Consider the following 15,159-nt stretch of genomic DNA (forward strand, 5'->3'; position numbering starts at 1 on the left):
CGCCTCAGCCGGCCTCGCGCTCACCCCGTTGTTCCGGCCGGGCAGGCGCGATGATCGTGGCGGCCCGTCCGGCGGGCAGCGGGCTGTCCGCCCCCAGGACCTGGCAGCGGGCCGACCCGTGCCGGAACCACAAGGCGGCCGTCCACGCGCAGAGCAGCGCGTCGATGAGGTCTTCGCGGTGCTTGTAGCCGGCCCCCGCCCGGGGTGAGGCCTCGCGGAGCAGCTGCCGGGGCCCACGGTCGCCCAACGGCTGGCCATGACCAAGTACCTCAACGCCGGCCAGGTCTGCCACGGGCCCGACCACGTCATCACCGACCGTCGCCGTGCGGGGCGGCGTCGACGAGGCGATCACGTTCGTCAACGAGCGCGAGAAGCCCCTTGCGATGTACGTCTTCACCGATGACGACGGAACGCGTGAGCGTTTCGAGCGGGAGACGTCAGCGGGGATGCTCGTCTTCGGCACACCGGTCCTGCACATCGCCGCTCACGAGCTGCCGTTCGGCGGGGTGGGTGCCAGCGGTATGGGGGCCTTCCACGGGCGTCAGTCGCTGGAGACGTTCAGCCACCGCAAGTCCGTATTCGACATGCCGATGAGCTGAAAGCCGAGCGAGAGATATAAGGATTTAGTGACGTATGGGTGGTAATTTGGGTGTAGGTTTATGGGCTTCATGGCTCATGACCCGGCCCATGAAGCCCTGGGCTCCGCCGCCATCGACTACAAACGCAACGAGGGCCACGACCGTAAGGTCGAGGCCCTCGTCTGCGTGTCGATCAGTGATCGTGTCCGAGGGGGGACTTGAACCCCCACGCCCGATAAAGGGCACTAGCACCTCAAGCTAGCGCGTCTGCCATTCCGCCACCCGGACCGGTGGTGCCTCACGGCTCTCCGTGACGACGTGGAAAACCATAGCAAACATTCCGGTGCCCTCGACGCACGGCCGCCCCTGCCGCCCACGGCGTGAACCGGTGGTGCACGGGGCGGCCCGGCCTTGGGTGCCGGGGGGTGGGCGAGGGAGGATGAAGGCGCAGGAACCAGCGACGACGAGCAGGGAAAGCGGGAGGTAGCAGCGTGAGCGAGTCGACTGCGGGTGCGGCGGGTGCGGGCGTGACCGGCGAGGACGAGGTCGTCGACATCTGTCGCGATCTGATCAGGATCGACACCAGCAACTACGGCGACCACTCCGGTCCCGGCGAGCGCGGCGCCGCCGAGTACATCGCCGAGAAGCTCGCCGAGGTCGGCCTGGAGCCGCAGATCTTCGAGTCGCACCCCGGCCGGGCCTCCACGGTGGCCCGGATCGAGGGGGAGGACCCCTCGCGGCCCGCGCTCCTGATCCACGGCCACACCGACGTCGTGCCGGCCAACGCCGCCGACTGGACCCACGACCCGTTCGGCGGAGAGATCGTCGACGGCTGCGTCTGGGGACGGGGCGCGGTCGACATGAAGGACATGGACGCGATGACCCTCGCGGTCGTCCGCGAGCGGCTGCGCACCGGCCGCAAGCCGCCCCGCGACGTCGTGCTGGCCTTCATGGCCGACGAGGAGGCCGGCGGCATCTACGGCGCGCGGCACCTCGTGGACCGGCACCCGGACCTGTTCGAGGGCGTGACGGAGGCCATCGGCGAGGTCGGCGGCTTCTCCTTCACCGTCAACGAGAACCTCCGCCTCTACCTCGTGGAGACCGCCGAGAAGGGCATGCACTGGATGCGCCTGACGGTGGAGGGCACGGCCGGGCACGGCTCGATGACCAACACCGACAACGCCGTCACGGAGCTGTGCGAGGCCGTCGGCAGGCTCGGCCGGCACACCTGGCCGGTGCGGGTCACCAAGACCGTGCGGGCGTTCCTCGACGAGCTCTCCGACGCGCTCGGCACCCCGCTCGACCCGGAGGACATGGAGGCGACCCTCGCCAAGCTCGGCGGCATCGCCAAGATGATCGGCACCACCCTGCGCAACTCCGCCGCCCCCACCATGCTCGGCGCCGGCTACAAGGTGAACGTCATCCCGGGCGAGGCCACCGCCCACGTCGACGGGCGCTTCCTGCCCGGCTTCGAGCAGGAGTTCCTCGCCGACCTCGACCGGATCCTCGGCCCCCGGGTCAGGCGGGAGGACGTCCACCACGACAAGGCGCTGGAGACCACCTTCGACGGCTCGCTCGTCGACGCCATGCAGAGCGCGCTGCGCGCCGAGGACCCCATCGCGCGTGCCGTGCCCTACATGCTCTCCGGCGGCACCGACGCCAAGTCCTTCCACGACCTGGGGATCCGGTCGTTCGGGTTCGCGCCGCTCCAGCTCCCGCCCGAGCTCGACTTCGCCGGAATGTTCCACGGGGTGGACGAGCGGGTGCCGGTGGACGGCCTCAAGTTCGGTGTGCGGGTGCTGGACCGGTTCCTCGACGCTGCATGATTCTCGGTCCTGATACTCAAACGATCACTCCAATAATCGTCCGCATGTACGCCGTTGGGCTGAGTCGAGTGAATGGGACCATCAGCTCGTAGCTCGATTACTCCCTCCTCGTTACAGGTGGTGCGGTCCGCAACTGGGGCCGCGCTGGCCAACAGGAGGAACAATGATCAAGAAGGTCGTCGCTGCTGCGGCCGTCACCGGCGGTCTCGTGCTGGCGGGTGCGGGTGTCGCCTCTGCCGACGCCGGTGCCGTCGGCGGTGCGCTGGGCTCGCCGGGCGTGATCGCGGGCAACAACGTCCAGGCGCCGGTGCACGTACCGGTGAACGTGTGCGGCACCAACGTGAGCGTCGTGGGTGTGTTCAACCCCGCCGACGGCAATGCCTGCGTCAACGACTGACGTTGTGCCTCACCCTCTGAGGGTCTGAGCTCAGGCCCCGAGGCGCACTCCCGTTGCGCTTCGGGGCACGTGGGCACCAGTGCACGCGTCGGATCGCCGCGTGCCAACTCCCAGGCATTTCCAGAAGCTCAAAGACAGGAACAGTTATGCGACAGGTCATGCGCAAGGGCCTGATCACCGTGGCGGCCGCCACCGGCGCGCTCGCCGCGGCCGGCGGTCTCGCCTACGCCGACTCCGGTGCCGCCGGCTCCGCTGCCGGCTCACCCGGTGTGGTGTCGGGCAACAACGTCCAGGTGCCCGTCCACATCCCCGTGAACGTCTGTGGCAACGCCGTGGACGTCCTGGGCGTGTTCAACGACGCCTCGGGCAACGCCTGTGCCAACACGTCCGCCACCGGCGGTTCCACCGGCGGAGGGTCGGGGGCAGCGGGCCAGAGTAGCGACTCGTCAGGGGTGGGCTCGGGCAACAACGTGCAGGTTCCGGTCGACGTGCCGGCGAACGTCTGCGGTGTCTCTGTCAACGTCATCGGCGCCGGTAACTCCGCGGGGGACGGCTCCTGCACCAACGAGGGCGGTGGCGTGGACGTGCCGCCGCCGAACAACCCGCCGGCCCAGCCGCCGGAGCACCCGGGCAACCCCGGTACCCCCGAGCAGCCGGGCAAGCCGCACCAGCCGTCCAAGCCCGCCGACCACGAGCCGCAGGGCTCGATCAGCCAGCCGGCCGGCTCCGAGCAGCTTGCCGAGACCGGCAGCGCGCTGCCGCTGGGCGCCTCGCTCGCGGCGAGCGGCGGTGCGCTCCTCGCCGGTGCGGTGCTCTACCGGAAGGCGCGGGCTCGGGCGTAACGGTCCTGCATCATCCCGCGTGATCGTGGAGCGGGCCCCGGCGCCGGGGCCCGCTCCACCTTTGTGCCTGTTCGTGCTGCTCGTGGTGCCTTGCTGCGCCCGGCTGCCTCTGCTGCGGTGTCACTCTCTGCTTCGGCGGCTGGTGCCTCCTGCTTCGGTGGCTGGTGCCTTGCCGTGCCTCTGGCTCGGCGTCTCTCCGCTGCCGCTGTACTTCTGCCTCGGCGCTTCTCCGCTGTCGCCGCACCTCCGCGCGGGCGCTTCCTTGCCGTCGATAGGGTATTGCTTCGGTCGCTCCGTGTCGTCAGCTGATCGCTTTCGGTCGCCGCTCGCGTGTGCGGTCCCGTGGCGCGCAGGCGGCCCGAGCGCTCGGAGCGCGCGCTTTCCCCCGGAGCTCACGAGCCGGGGGCCGGCGCGCCGCGACGCAGGTGCCCGGCCGGCGCCGGAGGCGGGCCGCAAGGGGCACCGGCCTCACCAGGTGGCGCGTACCTGGCGGATGATCCGGCGGCGCAGCCGCACCCTGCGGCTGCCGTCCGGATCGAGCCGCAGGCGGTGCAGCTCCCAGTGTCCGTACTCTGCGTGGTCCGTGAGCAGGCGTGTGGTCTCCTTCCGGGAGACCCCGCGCGGCACATAGACATCGACAAATTCGTATTCCGGCATCGAATCTATTGTGCGGCCAGCGGCCCATTACGGATAGCGTCTGCACTATGTCTGATGCTGCGCAGCCGACCGCTGCCGAGGTACGCACCGCCGCCGAGGCCGTAAAGACCGCCCTCGACCGCCACCTGGCCGCGGTCGAGCAGAGGTCGGGTGACGACGACCCGGCCGTCTACGAGGCGTTCAACGAGCTCGCCGCGGCCGCCGAGGAGTACGACGAGCTCCTCTACGACCGCTATGACGAGGTCACCCCCTTCGAGATCCCCGGCGCGGAGGAGACCCCCTCGTACTCGGGACCCGAGGAGCCGAGCGCCCTGAGCGTGCTGATCCGCCGCGACTACGCGATCTCCGCGCCGCAGCGACTGCTTGCCCAGGCGGGCCGGGTCGAGGCAGCCGACGAGGACAGCAGCGCCCCCGAGGGCGCCGCCGACACCGTGCAGGGCGCGGTAGGCATCCTCTTCGGCGAGTTCGAGCCGGACGAGATCGCCTCCCGGCACAAGGAGTTCGGCTTGGAGGAGGGCGACTCCACCCTCTGGGTGACGGCGGCCGAGGAGGTGCCCGACCCGGGGGAGTGGCTGGAGGCCCCCTTCGAGGGGATCGACGCCCAGCGCGTGGTCTGCCGCTTCGACGTCAGCGCCGTCTTCGATGACGAGCAGGACGACGAGGACGTGCTCGACGAGATCGACGACGACTACGACGCGGCGGCGGACAGCCAGGACGACGAGCTCGACGGTGTCGACGAGGACGACCTGGAGCCGCTCGACGCGGACCAGAAACGGTAGCGGCGCGGAGCAGCGCCGGGCGCCCCCGCCGTCCCCGGTCGTCGGAGGAAGCCGGGGTGCCCGGTGCTCCTCGGGGCGGCGGCGAGCAGCGGGCGTGCCGGGGGCCGTTCGGGTGGCTCCCTGCGCCCGTCGGGGGCGCGCCCGTGCGGCCCAGGGAACGCGCTGCGCGGCTCAGGGCACGCGCCCGTACGGCTCAGGGAACGCGCCCGTGCCCGTGCGGCTGTACGGCTCAGGGTGCGCATTCGGAGCCCACGGCACGCGCCCGTGCGCCTCACGGCCGGCCGGTCCGGCGCATGACGTGTCCGTGCGGCTCATGACGTGTCCGTGCGGCGAGCAGGCTGCGGCAAGACCCGTGGTGGCCCCGCCGAGGCACGCCGCGGCTAGACCCGTGGTGGCCCCGCCAGGAGCCCCGCCACGGCACCGTCAGTCCTGGCGCGCGCCGCCGGTGAGCTGCGTCTTCAGCAGGGTCGGCAGGCGAGTGGTGCGCGGCTTCGAGGGGATCTCCGCGACGGCCCGGGGGAGTGCGTCGTCGGCACCCTGGACCACCGAGAGATGCCGCTCCCCGCGGCTGAATGCCGTGTACACCCATGACCTGGTGAGCGACTGGGCCGCATCGCCCGGCAGCACCACGACGGCGGCGGGCCTGCGCAGCCCCACCGCCTGGTGCGCCGTGAGCGCCCAGCCGTGCCGCACCGACTGCTCCACCCGCTCCTTCGGCACCACCACGGGGGAGCCGTCGCAGTCCAGGTGCAGGCCCTCGGCGTCGGCCTTCACGACCCGGCCGGGGAGCGTCCGGCCCGCTGCCGGGGCGTAGGCCACCCGGTCGCCGGGGTCGAAGCCGGCGAAGCGGCCGGGGCCCGGATTCAGCCGCTCCTTCAGGGCGGCGTTGAGCGCACGGGTGCCCGCGGCGCCGCCGTGCCCCGGAGCGATCACCTGGGTCTGTTCGGCGGTCACCCCGAACGTCCGCGGCACCGAGTCGGCGACCAGCTGGACCGTGCGGTGCACCGCCTCTCCCGCATCCCGCACCGGCACCACGACCACCTCCCTGCCGGGGGCCTCGACCTGCTGGAGCTCGCCTGCGCCGATGCCGGAGACCAGCTCGCCGATCGGGCCGGGGTCGGGAATCCGCGAGGCGACGCACGGGCAGGGGCGGGCCGCGACGAGGTCCCCGAAGACCCGGCCGGGCCCGGCGGACCAGAGCACGGCGGGATCGCCGCTGAGCACCAGCCGGGCGCCGTCCGGCAGGGACTCGACGAGGATCGCCGCCGTCTCGACGTCGAGCTGCGGCGCGTCCAGCACCACCAGCAGATCCATGGCCAGCGCGCCCTCCGCGTCCCGGCCGGGGCCCTCCTCGCCGGTGAGCAGCCCATGGACGGTGACGACCGCGCCGGCGGGCGGTGCGGCCGGGTTGCCGGCGTCCTCGGGCGCGGTGGCCGTGCCGCCGTCCGCGGACGGGCCGGTCGAGGCAGCAGGACCGGAACCCTCGGATCCGCCGCCCGCCGCGGCGGCGAGGGCCGCGAACCGGCGCCGGCCGTCCGCCGTGTGCGCGGCGGCGCAGACCCGCAGGCCGAGGGCGCCCGCCGCGGCGACCAGGGCGGCGGGCTCGGCGCGCGAGGCCTCACCGCCCGAGTGCAGCACCAGGCTGTTCCCTGCCGTGGCGCGCAGCAGTTCCGCGGCCGAACCGGGCGCCGAGGGAGCCGCGGCCTCCCACGCCGCCGGGTCCGCGGCCTGCTGGGGTGCGGAGGTCACCAGGCGGGCCAGGCCGTCGGCGAGGCTCTCCTCGGCGAGCGCGTACCGCTCCAGGCCGATCAGGACGCGCACCGGCGCGGCGTCCGCACCGTCCTCCGCCTCCGGGGCGCCGTCCGCCGCGCGCGGGGCACCGGGACCGCCGGGGCCGCCCTGTGCGGGGACGGAGCCGGGGTGACCGGCCGGCGTGTCCAGAGCGTCCTGGAAGACCAGCACATCGCCCTCGGCGACGGCGCTCTGCACGGCCTCGTCCGGATCGGGCACGGAGTACCGGCCCAGCGCGCCGCTCAGCGCCGGGGCCTCCAGGACGGTGTGCCCGGCGAGCGCGGCCTGGTCGAGCAGCCAGACCGTCAGTGCCCGGCCCCGGCGCTCGTCCTCGGGGCCGCACTCCGGGCCCAGCAGGGCCCTGGCGAAGCCGTCGGCCTGCTCGGGCCGGACACCGGGGAGCCTGAGCAACTGCCAGGGGTCGTCCCGCAGTACGTCCGCCGCGTCCTCCCCGAGCGCCGTGGCCGCCGGGCCGGCCAGCGAGGCGGGCGCGCCGCCCGCCGCCAGCACCTCGCCCGCCGCCTTCACGGCCTCCGCCGAGGAGACCGGTGCGGACGGGAGCGTCACGCGCGCGGACCGCTCCGCCGGCGCGGGCTCGGGCGCACTGCGCGGCGCGGGCTCCGCACCGAACACGCTGCGCGCCGGGGCCGCGCCGCCCTCCACCGCCCGGACCGCCGCCAGCAGCTCCGCCGCCGTTCCGCTCAGCCGGCTGCCGCTCGCGACGGGCTGCTGACGCGCCGCCTTGCGCTCCTCGATCCGCCGCCGCTCCTCCCGCTGGGCGGCCAGCTCGGCCTCGGCCTCCGAGAGCTCGGTGGCACCTGCGCCCTCCGCGCCGCCCTCGGCGGGCTCGCCCCGGTCCGCCGGGCCCGCGTCCCCGCCGGTGGCGGAACCTGTCTCCGCACCGTCCGGAACCGGACCGTCCGTTTCTGCGTCCTGCTGCTCGGCGCGGCTTTCGGCGGGCTCCGTGCTCACAGCGTGCTCCAGTCGTCATCGGGATAGCGGTGCACGGGCGCCGACACGTCGTCCAGCGCCCTGCAGATCTCCTCGGGAAGACTAAGCGCCTCCACTGACAGCACGGCCGTGAGCTGCTGTGCCGTGCGCGCGCCGACGATGGGGGCGGCCACGCCGGGGCGGTCGCGCACCCAGGCGAGCGCGACCTGGAGCGGGGTGGCGGCGAGGCCGTCCGCCGCCGTGGCCACCGCGTCCACGATGCGGCCCGCCGCGTCGTCGAGGTACGGCTCGACGAACGGCGCGAGGTCGGAGGCCCCGCGCGAGTCCGGCGGTATGGCGTGCCGGTACTTGCCCGTCAGCACGCCGCGGCCCAGCGGGGACGAGGGCAGCAGGCCGATGCCGAGATCCAGCGCCGCGGGCAGCACCTCCCGCTCGATGCCGCGTTGCAACAGCGAGTACTCCATCTGCGTACCGGCCAGCCGGGCGCGGGTGCCGGGCGCCGCGAGCTGCCAGGTCGCCGCCTTCGCCAGCTGCCAGCCGCAGAAGTTGGAGACGCCGACGTACCGGGCGCGCCCGCTGCTGACGGCGATGTCCAGGGCCTGAAGGGTCTCGTCGAGCGGGGTGGCGTGGTCGAAGGCGTGCACCTGCCAGATGTCCACGTAGTCCGTGCCGAGGCGGGCCAGGGACGCGTCGAGCGCGCCGAGGAGGTGGCCGCGGGAGCCGTCGAAGCGGCGGTCGGGGTCGGGCACGCTGCCGGCCTTGGTGGCCACGACCAGGTCGCGGCGCGGCACCAGGCCCTCGATCAGCCGGCCGAGCACGTACTCGGCTTCTCCGTCCCCGTACACGTCGGCCGTGTCGACGAGCGTGCCGCCGGCCTCCCAGAAGGTCTTCAGGAGGTCGGCCGCATCGTTCTCGTCGGTGTCCCGGCCCCAGGTGAGGGTGCCGAGGCCCAGCCGGGACACACGCAGGCCGGTGCGACCGAGATGCCTTTGTTCCATGGGCGCTGAGATTACTGGTCGCGCGCGGTGATGTGGTGGCCCCTGGGCAACCGGTGGCACGAGCCACCCCCGTGCCGTACCCGGCGCACCCGTCGCTGACGGCCGGGGCACCGGCACGCTAGGGTCTGCACACCACGACGTTACCGACGGGTAAGGGGAAGCGGTCATGCAGCTCGGGATCAACCTCGGCTACTGGGGCGCCGGGATGGACGCGGACAACCTCGCGGTGGCGCAGGAGGCGGACAGGCTCGGCTACGCCGTCTGCTGGGCGGCCGAGGCCTACGGCTCCGACGTGCCCAGCGTGCTCTCCTGGGTCGCCGCGAAGACCGAGCGCATCGACGTCGGCTCCGCGATCCTCCAGATCCCGGCGCGCCAGCCCACCATGACCGCGATGACGGCGGCGACCCTGGACACGCTCTCCGGCGGCAGGTTTCGGCTGGGCATCGGCGTGTCGGGCCCCCAGGTCTCGGAGGGCTGGTACGGCGTCAAGTTCGACAAGCCGCTGGCCCGCACCCGCGAGTACGTGGAGATCGTCCGCAGGGCGATGTCCCGGGAGCGGCTCAGCTACGAGGGCGAGCACTGGACGCTTCCGCTGCCCGGCGGCCCCGGCAAGCCGCTCAAGCTGATCGTGCACCCCCAGCGCGAGCACATCCCGCTGTACATCGCCGCCATCGGCCCGAAGAACCTGGAGCAGACCGGCGAGATCGCGGACGGAGCCCTGCTGGTGTTCTCCGCCGCCGAGCACCTGGAGGAGACGGCCATCCGGCACGTGCGCGCCGGACGCGAGAAGGCCGGGCTCACCATGGAGGGCTTCGACGTGGTGCCGACACTGCCGATCGCGGTGAACCCGGACGGCGCCGGCAGCGGCGACGAGGACGTGAGCGCGCTCGCCGACCTCTTCCGCCCCTACACCGCCCTGTACGTCGGCGGCATGGGCAGCCGCAAGCAGAACTTCTACAACCAGCTCGCGCAGCGCATGGGGTACGAGAAGGAGGCCGCGGAGATCCAGGAGAAGTACCTCGGCGGCGACAAGCAGGGCGCCGCGGCGGCCGTGCCGCAGCGGCTGATCGACCAGACCGCGCTGCTCGGTTCGGTGGACCGGATCGCCGACCGGATGAGGGCCTACGCGGACGCGGGCGTCACCACGCTCACGCTGTCGCCGGCCGGTTTCACCCTCGACGAGCGCCTCGCGGCCCTGCGGGCCGGCACGGAGGCCCTGGAGCGGGCGGGCCTCGCCTAGTTCCGGTCCCGGGGTCCCGCCTGGTCCCGGCTGCGCCCCGCCAGCTCACCCGCCGTCCCACCCCGTCCTGCCCGGCCCTCAGCTCCGAGGGCCCGCTCCGGCCCCGCGTGGCCCCGCTCGGGCAGGAGGGGGCGACGGAGTCGTTTCGGAAGGACGGGGTGACGGGGCCGTTCGAGGCAGATAGCTATTCTCGTACCCCTTTCGGCCGATTTGTGAGACTCGTGGCTTGCCGTCCGCTCACGTCAGCATTTGACTCGATCTCTGCTGACCCCTGTACGGAGGTATCGGATGCTCTCGGCCAAGAGTCTCTTCCTGGAGATCCTCGACAACGACGACTCGTTCCGGCTCTTCTGCTCCATCGCCGCCAGCGGTGAGGCCCAAGGCGGCTGGGAGAACAGCCGCATCGCGGCGCTCATCCCCGAGAGCGAACGGACGCTCGCGCCGAAGGTGGCCCGGCACGGTGCCGACGAGGACAAGCACGGGCGGATCTTCCGCGCGCTGCTCAAGAAGCGCGGCCTGCGCCCGGTCGACGTGCCCCGCGAGACCGACTACACCCTGCTCCTGGAGCAGAACGGCATCGGACTCGCCCACGACAAGCTCCGGCGCGACGAGCGGCTGACCGTGCCCGACATCATCGTCTACCTCGCCCACAGCAGGGTCACGGAGCAGCGCGCCGCGGAGCAGATGGCGCTGCTGCGCCGCATCTTCGAGGACCACCCGGAGGTCGGCCGCGCCGTCCGGATGATCGCCGCCGACGAGGACAACCACCTGGCGTACTGCCACGAGGAACTGCTGCGGCTCGCGCGCGCGGGGCACGGCCGCACCATCCACCGCGCGCTGCGCGAGTGCGCGCACGCCGAGATCCGGGTGCACCGCGATGTCAGCCTGGCGGTGATGGCCCATATGGGGCGCATCCTGGGCTGGTCCCGGGCGCGGATGGGGCTGGTCGGCGCGGGCATCCACGCCACATACGGCTACGAGAGGCTGGGCGGGTGGCGGCGCATGGTGAGCCTGAGCATGCCCGAGCGTCTCAACGCGCTGGGCGGGCCTGCGACCCCGGAGCCGGCGCCCGAGTACGCCTGAGCATCTCGGTCGGCGGCCGGTGCCAGGGGGCCGGAACGGTTGTCTGAACGCGGCCGTGGCTTTCTTGCGCAGTTCCCCGCGCCCCTGAGTCCGTGGCGGAGGCGAGGGGTCCGGTGTGACGTCGTCGTGGTTTTTTGCGCAGTTCCCCGCGCCCCTGAAGTAGGTGGTTGAGGTGCGTGGTTCGGCGCGGACACCGTCGTGGCTCTGTGCACAGTTCCCCGTGCCCCTCAAGCGCAGTTCCCCGCGGCCCTGATCACGCGGGGCTCGGGCGTGCGGCCCGTGGCTGTCGCCGAAGGGGCGCGGGGAAGTGCGCGCGTAGCCAGCCGGCCACCCGCAGGCCCGGTCGAAGCGGCGGCCTACAGCCATCCCCGGCGCTTGAAGAGACGGAAGAGGATGATCTCCAGAAGGACCATCAGGGCGATGACCGCCGGGTAGGACCAGGTCCAGTGAAGTTCCGGCTGGTGGACGAAGTTCATGCCCTCGATGCCCGCGATAAGGGTGGGCACGGCCACCATGGCCGCCCAGGCCGAGATCTTCCGCATGTCGTCGTTCTGCCGCACGCTCATCTGCGCCAGATGCGCCGAGAGGATGTCCGACACCAGCCGGTCCAGGCCCTCCACCGACTCGTTGACCCGGGTGAGGTGGTCGCTGACATCGCGGAAGAACGGCTGCGCCGTGGGAGCCACGAACGGCACGGCCGCCGAGTACGTGCCGGCGCCGGCCAGCCGTGCCACCGGCACGGCCAGCGGGCCCGTGGCCCTGCGGAACTCCACGATCTGCCGCTTGAACCGGTAGATGCGGGAGGCGGTCGAGCCCGTGCCGCCGATGTCCGGCGAGAAGACCTCCGTCTCCAGCTCCTCCAGGTCGACCTGGAGCTCCTCGGCGACGTCCAGGTAGTGGTCGACGGTGGCGTCGGCGACCGAGTACAGCACGGAGGTGGGGCCGTGCTTGAGCATGCCCGGATCCGCCTCCAGCCGCTCGCGCACCGACCCCAGCGGTGAGATCTCGCCGTGCCGGACGGTCACCACGAAGGCGTCGCCGACGAAGAGCATGATCTCCCCGGAGGACACCTCGTCGTTCGGGGCGTCGTACGCCACCGGCTTGAGGACCATGAACAGCGAGTCGTCGTAGATTTCGAGCTTGGGCCGCTGGTGTGCCTTGAGGGCGTCCTCCACCGCGAGGACGTGGAGGCCGAACTCCTCGGAGATGTGCTCGAACTCCTCGTGGGTGGGTTCGTGCACCCCGATCCAGACGAACGCGTCCCCGTGGGCACGGGCCTGCGCCAGGGCGTCGGAGAAGTCCGACGGGCCCTCGCTGCGGCGTCCGTCCTGGTAGATGGCGCAGTCCACGATCACGGCGGGCATTCTTCCGTGCATCGCGCCCGGACGCATCCCGTGAGCAATGTTCCGTCCATCTCACCTTCACCCGGACACCCGGACACCCGGACACTCGGGCGCGCGGGCGCGCGGGGCTCGAACACCGCCTTCCGGGGTGCTAGCTCCCGCCGGCGTCCGCCGTGGGCGCCTGCGCCGTGCTGTGCCGGACCACCAGCTCGGTGCCCAGCTCGATACGGGGCTCCGTGGCGTCCCCGCGGCGCAGCTGGAGCACCATCTGTGCCGCCGTCTCGGCCATCCTGCGCAGCGGCTGGTGGACGGTGGTCAGGGCCGGGCTCGACCACCGCGCGAGGGGGATGTCGTCGTACCCCACCACGGAGAGGTCGGTGGGCACGCGCAGGCCCCGTACCCGCGCCGCCTCCAGCACGCCGAGGCCCTGCAGGTCGCTGCCCGAGAAGATCGCCGTGGGCGGGTTCTCGCCGTCCAGCAGCGACTCGGCGTGCTGGAAGCCGCCCTGCACGTGGAAGTCGCCGAAGCGGATCAGGTCCGGGTCGACCTCCAGGCCGGCCATGCTCATCGCCGAGCGGAAGCCGTCGACGCGCGCCAGCGAGCAGAGCATGTCCTCGGGCCCGGAGATGATGGCGATCCTGCGGTGCCCCAGCTCGATCAGGTGGCGGGTGGCGGCGAGGCCGCCGGCCCAGTTGGCCGATCCGACGGACGGCACGTCGGGTTCCGGGTCGCCGGCCGGGTCCACGATCGCGAACGGGATCGCGCGCGAGCGGAGCTTGTGCTTCAGCTCGTCCGGCAGGGTCGAGAAGACCAGCACCACGCCGAGCGGCCGGCGGCGCAGCACGCCGTCGATCCACTCGGGGCCGGGCGCGTGCCGGGTGCCGGACTCGGTGAGCACCACGCTGGCGCCCGTCGACTTGGCGACGTTCTCGACCCCGCGGATGAGCTCCATGGCCCAGGTGCTCTCCAGCTCGTGGAAGACGAGCTCGATGAGCGGCGCCTCGGAGGCGGCCGCCGAGGTGCGCCGGTAGCCATGGGCGTCCAGCAGGCTCTCGATCTTCACACGGGTGGGCGCGGAGACATCCGGCCTGCCGTTGAGCACTTTCGAAACTGTCGAAAGAGAGACGCCAGCTTTGGCCGCCACCTGCGCCAAGGTGACGCGTCCGGTGGACTCATCGTCGTCACGCATGGTGAAAAGGATAGGGCACAGACGCAAGTGCAGGGTCCTGATAACGGTTTGGTAGCAGCCTTCTCCGCATGTTGACCACTTTGCGGTGCGGTCATACCGTCGCTCGGCAATGGACTTTCGGCGATGCTGCCGAAACTTTCGAAGGGCGACGACGATGAAGGCACCCGCACGGCTCCCACGCGCTCTTGCCGCAGCGACGGCCATGGTCATGGGGCTGTCACTGGCGGCCTGCGGCAATTCGGATTCCGGGGGCGATTCCAACACCTTCCACGTGCTGGTCTACGGAGACACCGGCAACAAGGTGGAGAAGGACATCGTCGCGGAGTTCAACAAGACCTCGAAGGTCAAGGCGGTCCTCGACACCATCCCGGGCGCCGACTACCAGGCCAAGCTGCAGACCATCATCAACACCAAGCAGGCGCCGGACGTCTTCTTCAACTGGGGTGGCGGCAGCATCAGGCCGTTCGTCAAGGCGGGCCTGCTCCAGCCGCTCGACGACATGATCAAGACGGACCCCAAGCTGAAGAGCATGTTCGTGCCCACGGTCTTCGACGCCGCCACGGTCGACGGCAAGCCGTACGGAGTGCCCATGCGCGGCACCCAGCCCGTGCTGCTCTTCGACAACAAGAAGGTGCTCGACAGCGCGGGCGTCCAGCAGCCCAAGACCCTGGACGACCTGATGGCGGCGGTGCCCAAGCTCAAGGCGAAGGGCGTCACCCCCATCGCCCTCGGCGGCGGCGACAAGTGGCCGACGCTGATGTGGTTCGAGTACCTCTACGACCGCATCGCCGGCCCCGACGTGCTGAAGAAGGCGCTCTCCGGCGACAAGGACGTCTGGGCGAGCCCCGACAGCAAGAAGGCCCTGGCGGCGATCAAGCAGCTGGTCGGCACCGGCGCCTTCGGCAAGAACTTCGACTCGGTGAAGTACACCGACGGCGGTTCGGTCTCCCTGGTCAACAAGGGCAAGGCCGCCTTCGAGCTGATGGGGTCCTGGTACTTCTCGCAGCAGCAGGACAGCGCCCCCGCGTTCGCCAAGGACGGCCTGGAGTACACCACGTTCCCGACCGTCTCCGGCGGCAAGGGCGACCCGAGCGACCTCGTCGGCAACACCAACAACTACTACTCGGTGATGAAGAAGGCCCCGCACAAGGAGGCCATCGCGAAGTTCCTGGCCTTCATGTACTCGGAGCGCTTCATCAACGACCAGCTCCAGATAGGCAACCTGCCCACCACCACGAACACCAAGGACGCGCTGCACACCTCCACCAACGCCACGTACCTGAACTACCAGTACGACCTGGTGGCCAAGGCGAAGGGCTTCCAGCTCTCCTGGGACCAGGCATACACCCAGGACAACGCCACCCAGCTGCAGAACGCCATCCAGCAGTACTTCAACGGCAGCATCGACCAGGACGGCTTCATCAAGGCCATGCAGGGCCTGAAGACCGACTGAGCGGCCGCACGATCCCGAACTCCACCTGAGAG

14 protein-coding genes and 1 tRNA gene are annotated in these 15,159 nt (G+C 71.6%); 8 read left to right on the forward strand and 7 right to left on the reverse strand.

The features are described 5' to 3' along the window. Positions 1-4: 4 nt before the first annotated feature. A complete protein-coding gene (locus Sm713_RS20765; RefSeq protein WP_249416412.1) occupies positions 5-247 on the reverse strand; it encodes a DUF429 domain-containing protein in 243 nt (80 codons plus the stop codon). 76 nt (positions 248-323) lie between these two features. Here Sm713_RS20765 and Sm713_RS20770 point away from each other — a divergent pair, with 76 nt between their 5' ends. Further along, positions 324-599, forward strand: a complete 276-nt coding sequence (locus Sm713_RS20770; protein WP_212911069.1) for an aldehyde dehydrogenase family protein — start codon at positions 324-326, stop codon at positions 597-599. A 182-nt stretch (positions 600-781) separates the two neighbouring features. Here Sm713_RS20770 and Sm713_RS20775 read toward each other — a convergent pair. Continuing rightward, a tRNA-Leu gene (locus Sm713_RS20775) sits at positions 782-866 on the reverse strand. 203 nt (positions 867-1,069) lie between these two features. On the opposite strand from Sm713_RS20775, the gene Sm713_RS20780 reads away from it, so the two are divergent. From Sm713_RS20780 to Sm713_RS20790, 3 genes are all read left to right on the forward strand, one after another. Beyond that, complete coding sequence (locus Sm713_RS20780; protein ID WP_212911070.1) at positions 1,070-2,404, forward strand: M20/M25/M40 family metallo-hydrolase; 1,335 nt, start codon at positions 1,070-1,072, stop codon at positions 2,402-2,404. Positions 2,405-2,567: 163 nt separating this feature from the next. Beyond that, the gene (locus Sm713_RS20785) at positions 2,568-2,801 is read left to right on the forward strand and encodes a chaplin (protein ID WP_212911071.1); all 234 of its coding nucleotides are present in this window, start codon (positions 2,568-2,570) and stop codon (positions 2,799-2,801) included. A 146-nt stretch (positions 2,802-2,947) separates the two neighbouring features. Further along, positions 2,948-3,643 carry a chaplin gene (locus Sm713_RS20790; protein WP_212911072.1) on the forward strand — a complete coding sequence of 232 codons (696 nt, stop codon included), beginning with the start codon at positions 2,948-2,950 and terminating at the stop codon, positions 3,641-3,643. 468 nt (positions 3,644-4,111) lie between these two features. Here the strand turns inward: Sm713_RS20790 and Sm713_RS20795 are convergent, their stop codons facing one another. Beyond that, positions 4,112-4,300, reverse strand: coding sequence for a DUF5703 family protein (locus tag Sm713_RS20795; RefSeq protein ID WP_189930419.1), 189 nt, complete (start codon positions 4,298-4,300; stop codon positions 4,112-4,114). A gap of 47 nt (positions 4,301-4,347) precedes the next feature. Between Sm713_RS20795 and Sm713_RS20800 the strand changes: the two genes are divergently transcribed. Beyond that, positions 4,348-5,079, forward strand: coding sequence for a hypothetical protein (locus Sm713_RS20800; protein WP_212911073.1), 732 nt, complete (start codon positions 4,348-4,350; stop codon positions 5,077-5,079). Positions 5,080-5,502: 423 nt separating this feature from the next. On the opposite strand, the gene Sm713_RS20805 is transcribed toward Sm713_RS20800, so the two are convergent. Both Sm713_RS20805 and Sm713_RS20810 read right to left on the reverse strand, forming a co-directional pair. Continuing rightward, positions 5,503-7,842 (reverse strand): helix-hairpin-helix domain-containing protein, encoded by a 2,340-nt coding sequence (locus tag Sm713_RS20805; RefSeq protein ID WP_212911074.1) that lies wholly within the window; start codon positions 7,840-7,842, stop codon positions 5,503-5,505. Beyond that, entirely contained in the window at positions 7,839-8,819 is a 981-nt protein-coding gene (locus Sm713_RS20810) for an aldo/keto reductase (protein ID WP_212911075.1), read from the reverse strand. Before Sm713_RS20810 ends, Sm713_RS20805 begins: the two co-directional genes overlap by 4 nt. Positions 8,820-8,985: 166 nt before the next feature. Between Sm713_RS20810 and Sm713_RS20815 the strand changes: the two genes are divergently transcribed. Further along, positions 8,986-10,059 (forward strand): LLM class F420-dependent oxidoreductase, encoded by a 1,074-nt coding sequence (locus tag Sm713_RS20815; RefSeq protein WP_212911076.1) that lies wholly within the window; start codon positions 8,986-8,988, stop codon positions 10,057-10,059. 288 nt (positions 10,060-10,347) lie between these two features. After that, positions 10,348-11,142: a ferritin-like domain-containing protein gene (locus tag Sm713_RS20820; protein ID WP_212911077.1), complete on the forward strand. Its 795-nt coding sequence runs from the start codon at positions 10,348-10,350 to the stop codon at positions 11,140-11,142. Between the two features lie 356 nt (positions 11,143-11,498). On the opposite strand, the gene corA is transcribed toward Sm713_RS20820, so the two are convergent. Then, positions 11,499-12,497, reverse strand: coding sequence for a magnesium/cobalt transporter CorA (gene corA, locus Sm713_RS20825; RefSeq protein WP_308293186.1), 999 nt, complete (start codon positions 12,495-12,497; stop codon positions 11,499-11,501). A 139-nt stretch (positions 12,498-12,636) separates the two neighbouring features. Next, positions 12,637-13,686, reverse strand: a complete 1,050-nt coding sequence (locus tag Sm713_RS20830; RefSeq protein WP_374196057.1) for a LacI family DNA-binding transcriptional regulator — start codon at positions 13,684-13,686, stop codon at positions 12,637-12,639. A 142-nt stretch (positions 13,687-13,828) separates the two neighbouring features. Between Sm713_RS20830 and Sm713_RS20835 the strand changes: the two genes are divergently transcribed. Beyond that, positions 13,829-15,127 (forward strand): ABC transporter substrate-binding protein, encoded by a 1,299-nt coding sequence (locus tag Sm713_RS20835; protein WP_212911079.1) that lies wholly within the window; start codon positions 13,829-13,831, stop codon positions 15,125-15,127. Positions 15,128-15,159: the final 32 nt, after the last annotated feature.

The sequence above is a fragment of the Streptomyces sp. TS71-3 genome, assembly GCF_018327685.1.
In the GTDB taxonomy this organism is placed as follows: domain Bacteria; phylum Actinomycetota; class Actinomycetes; order Streptomycetales; family Streptomycetaceae; genus Streptomyces.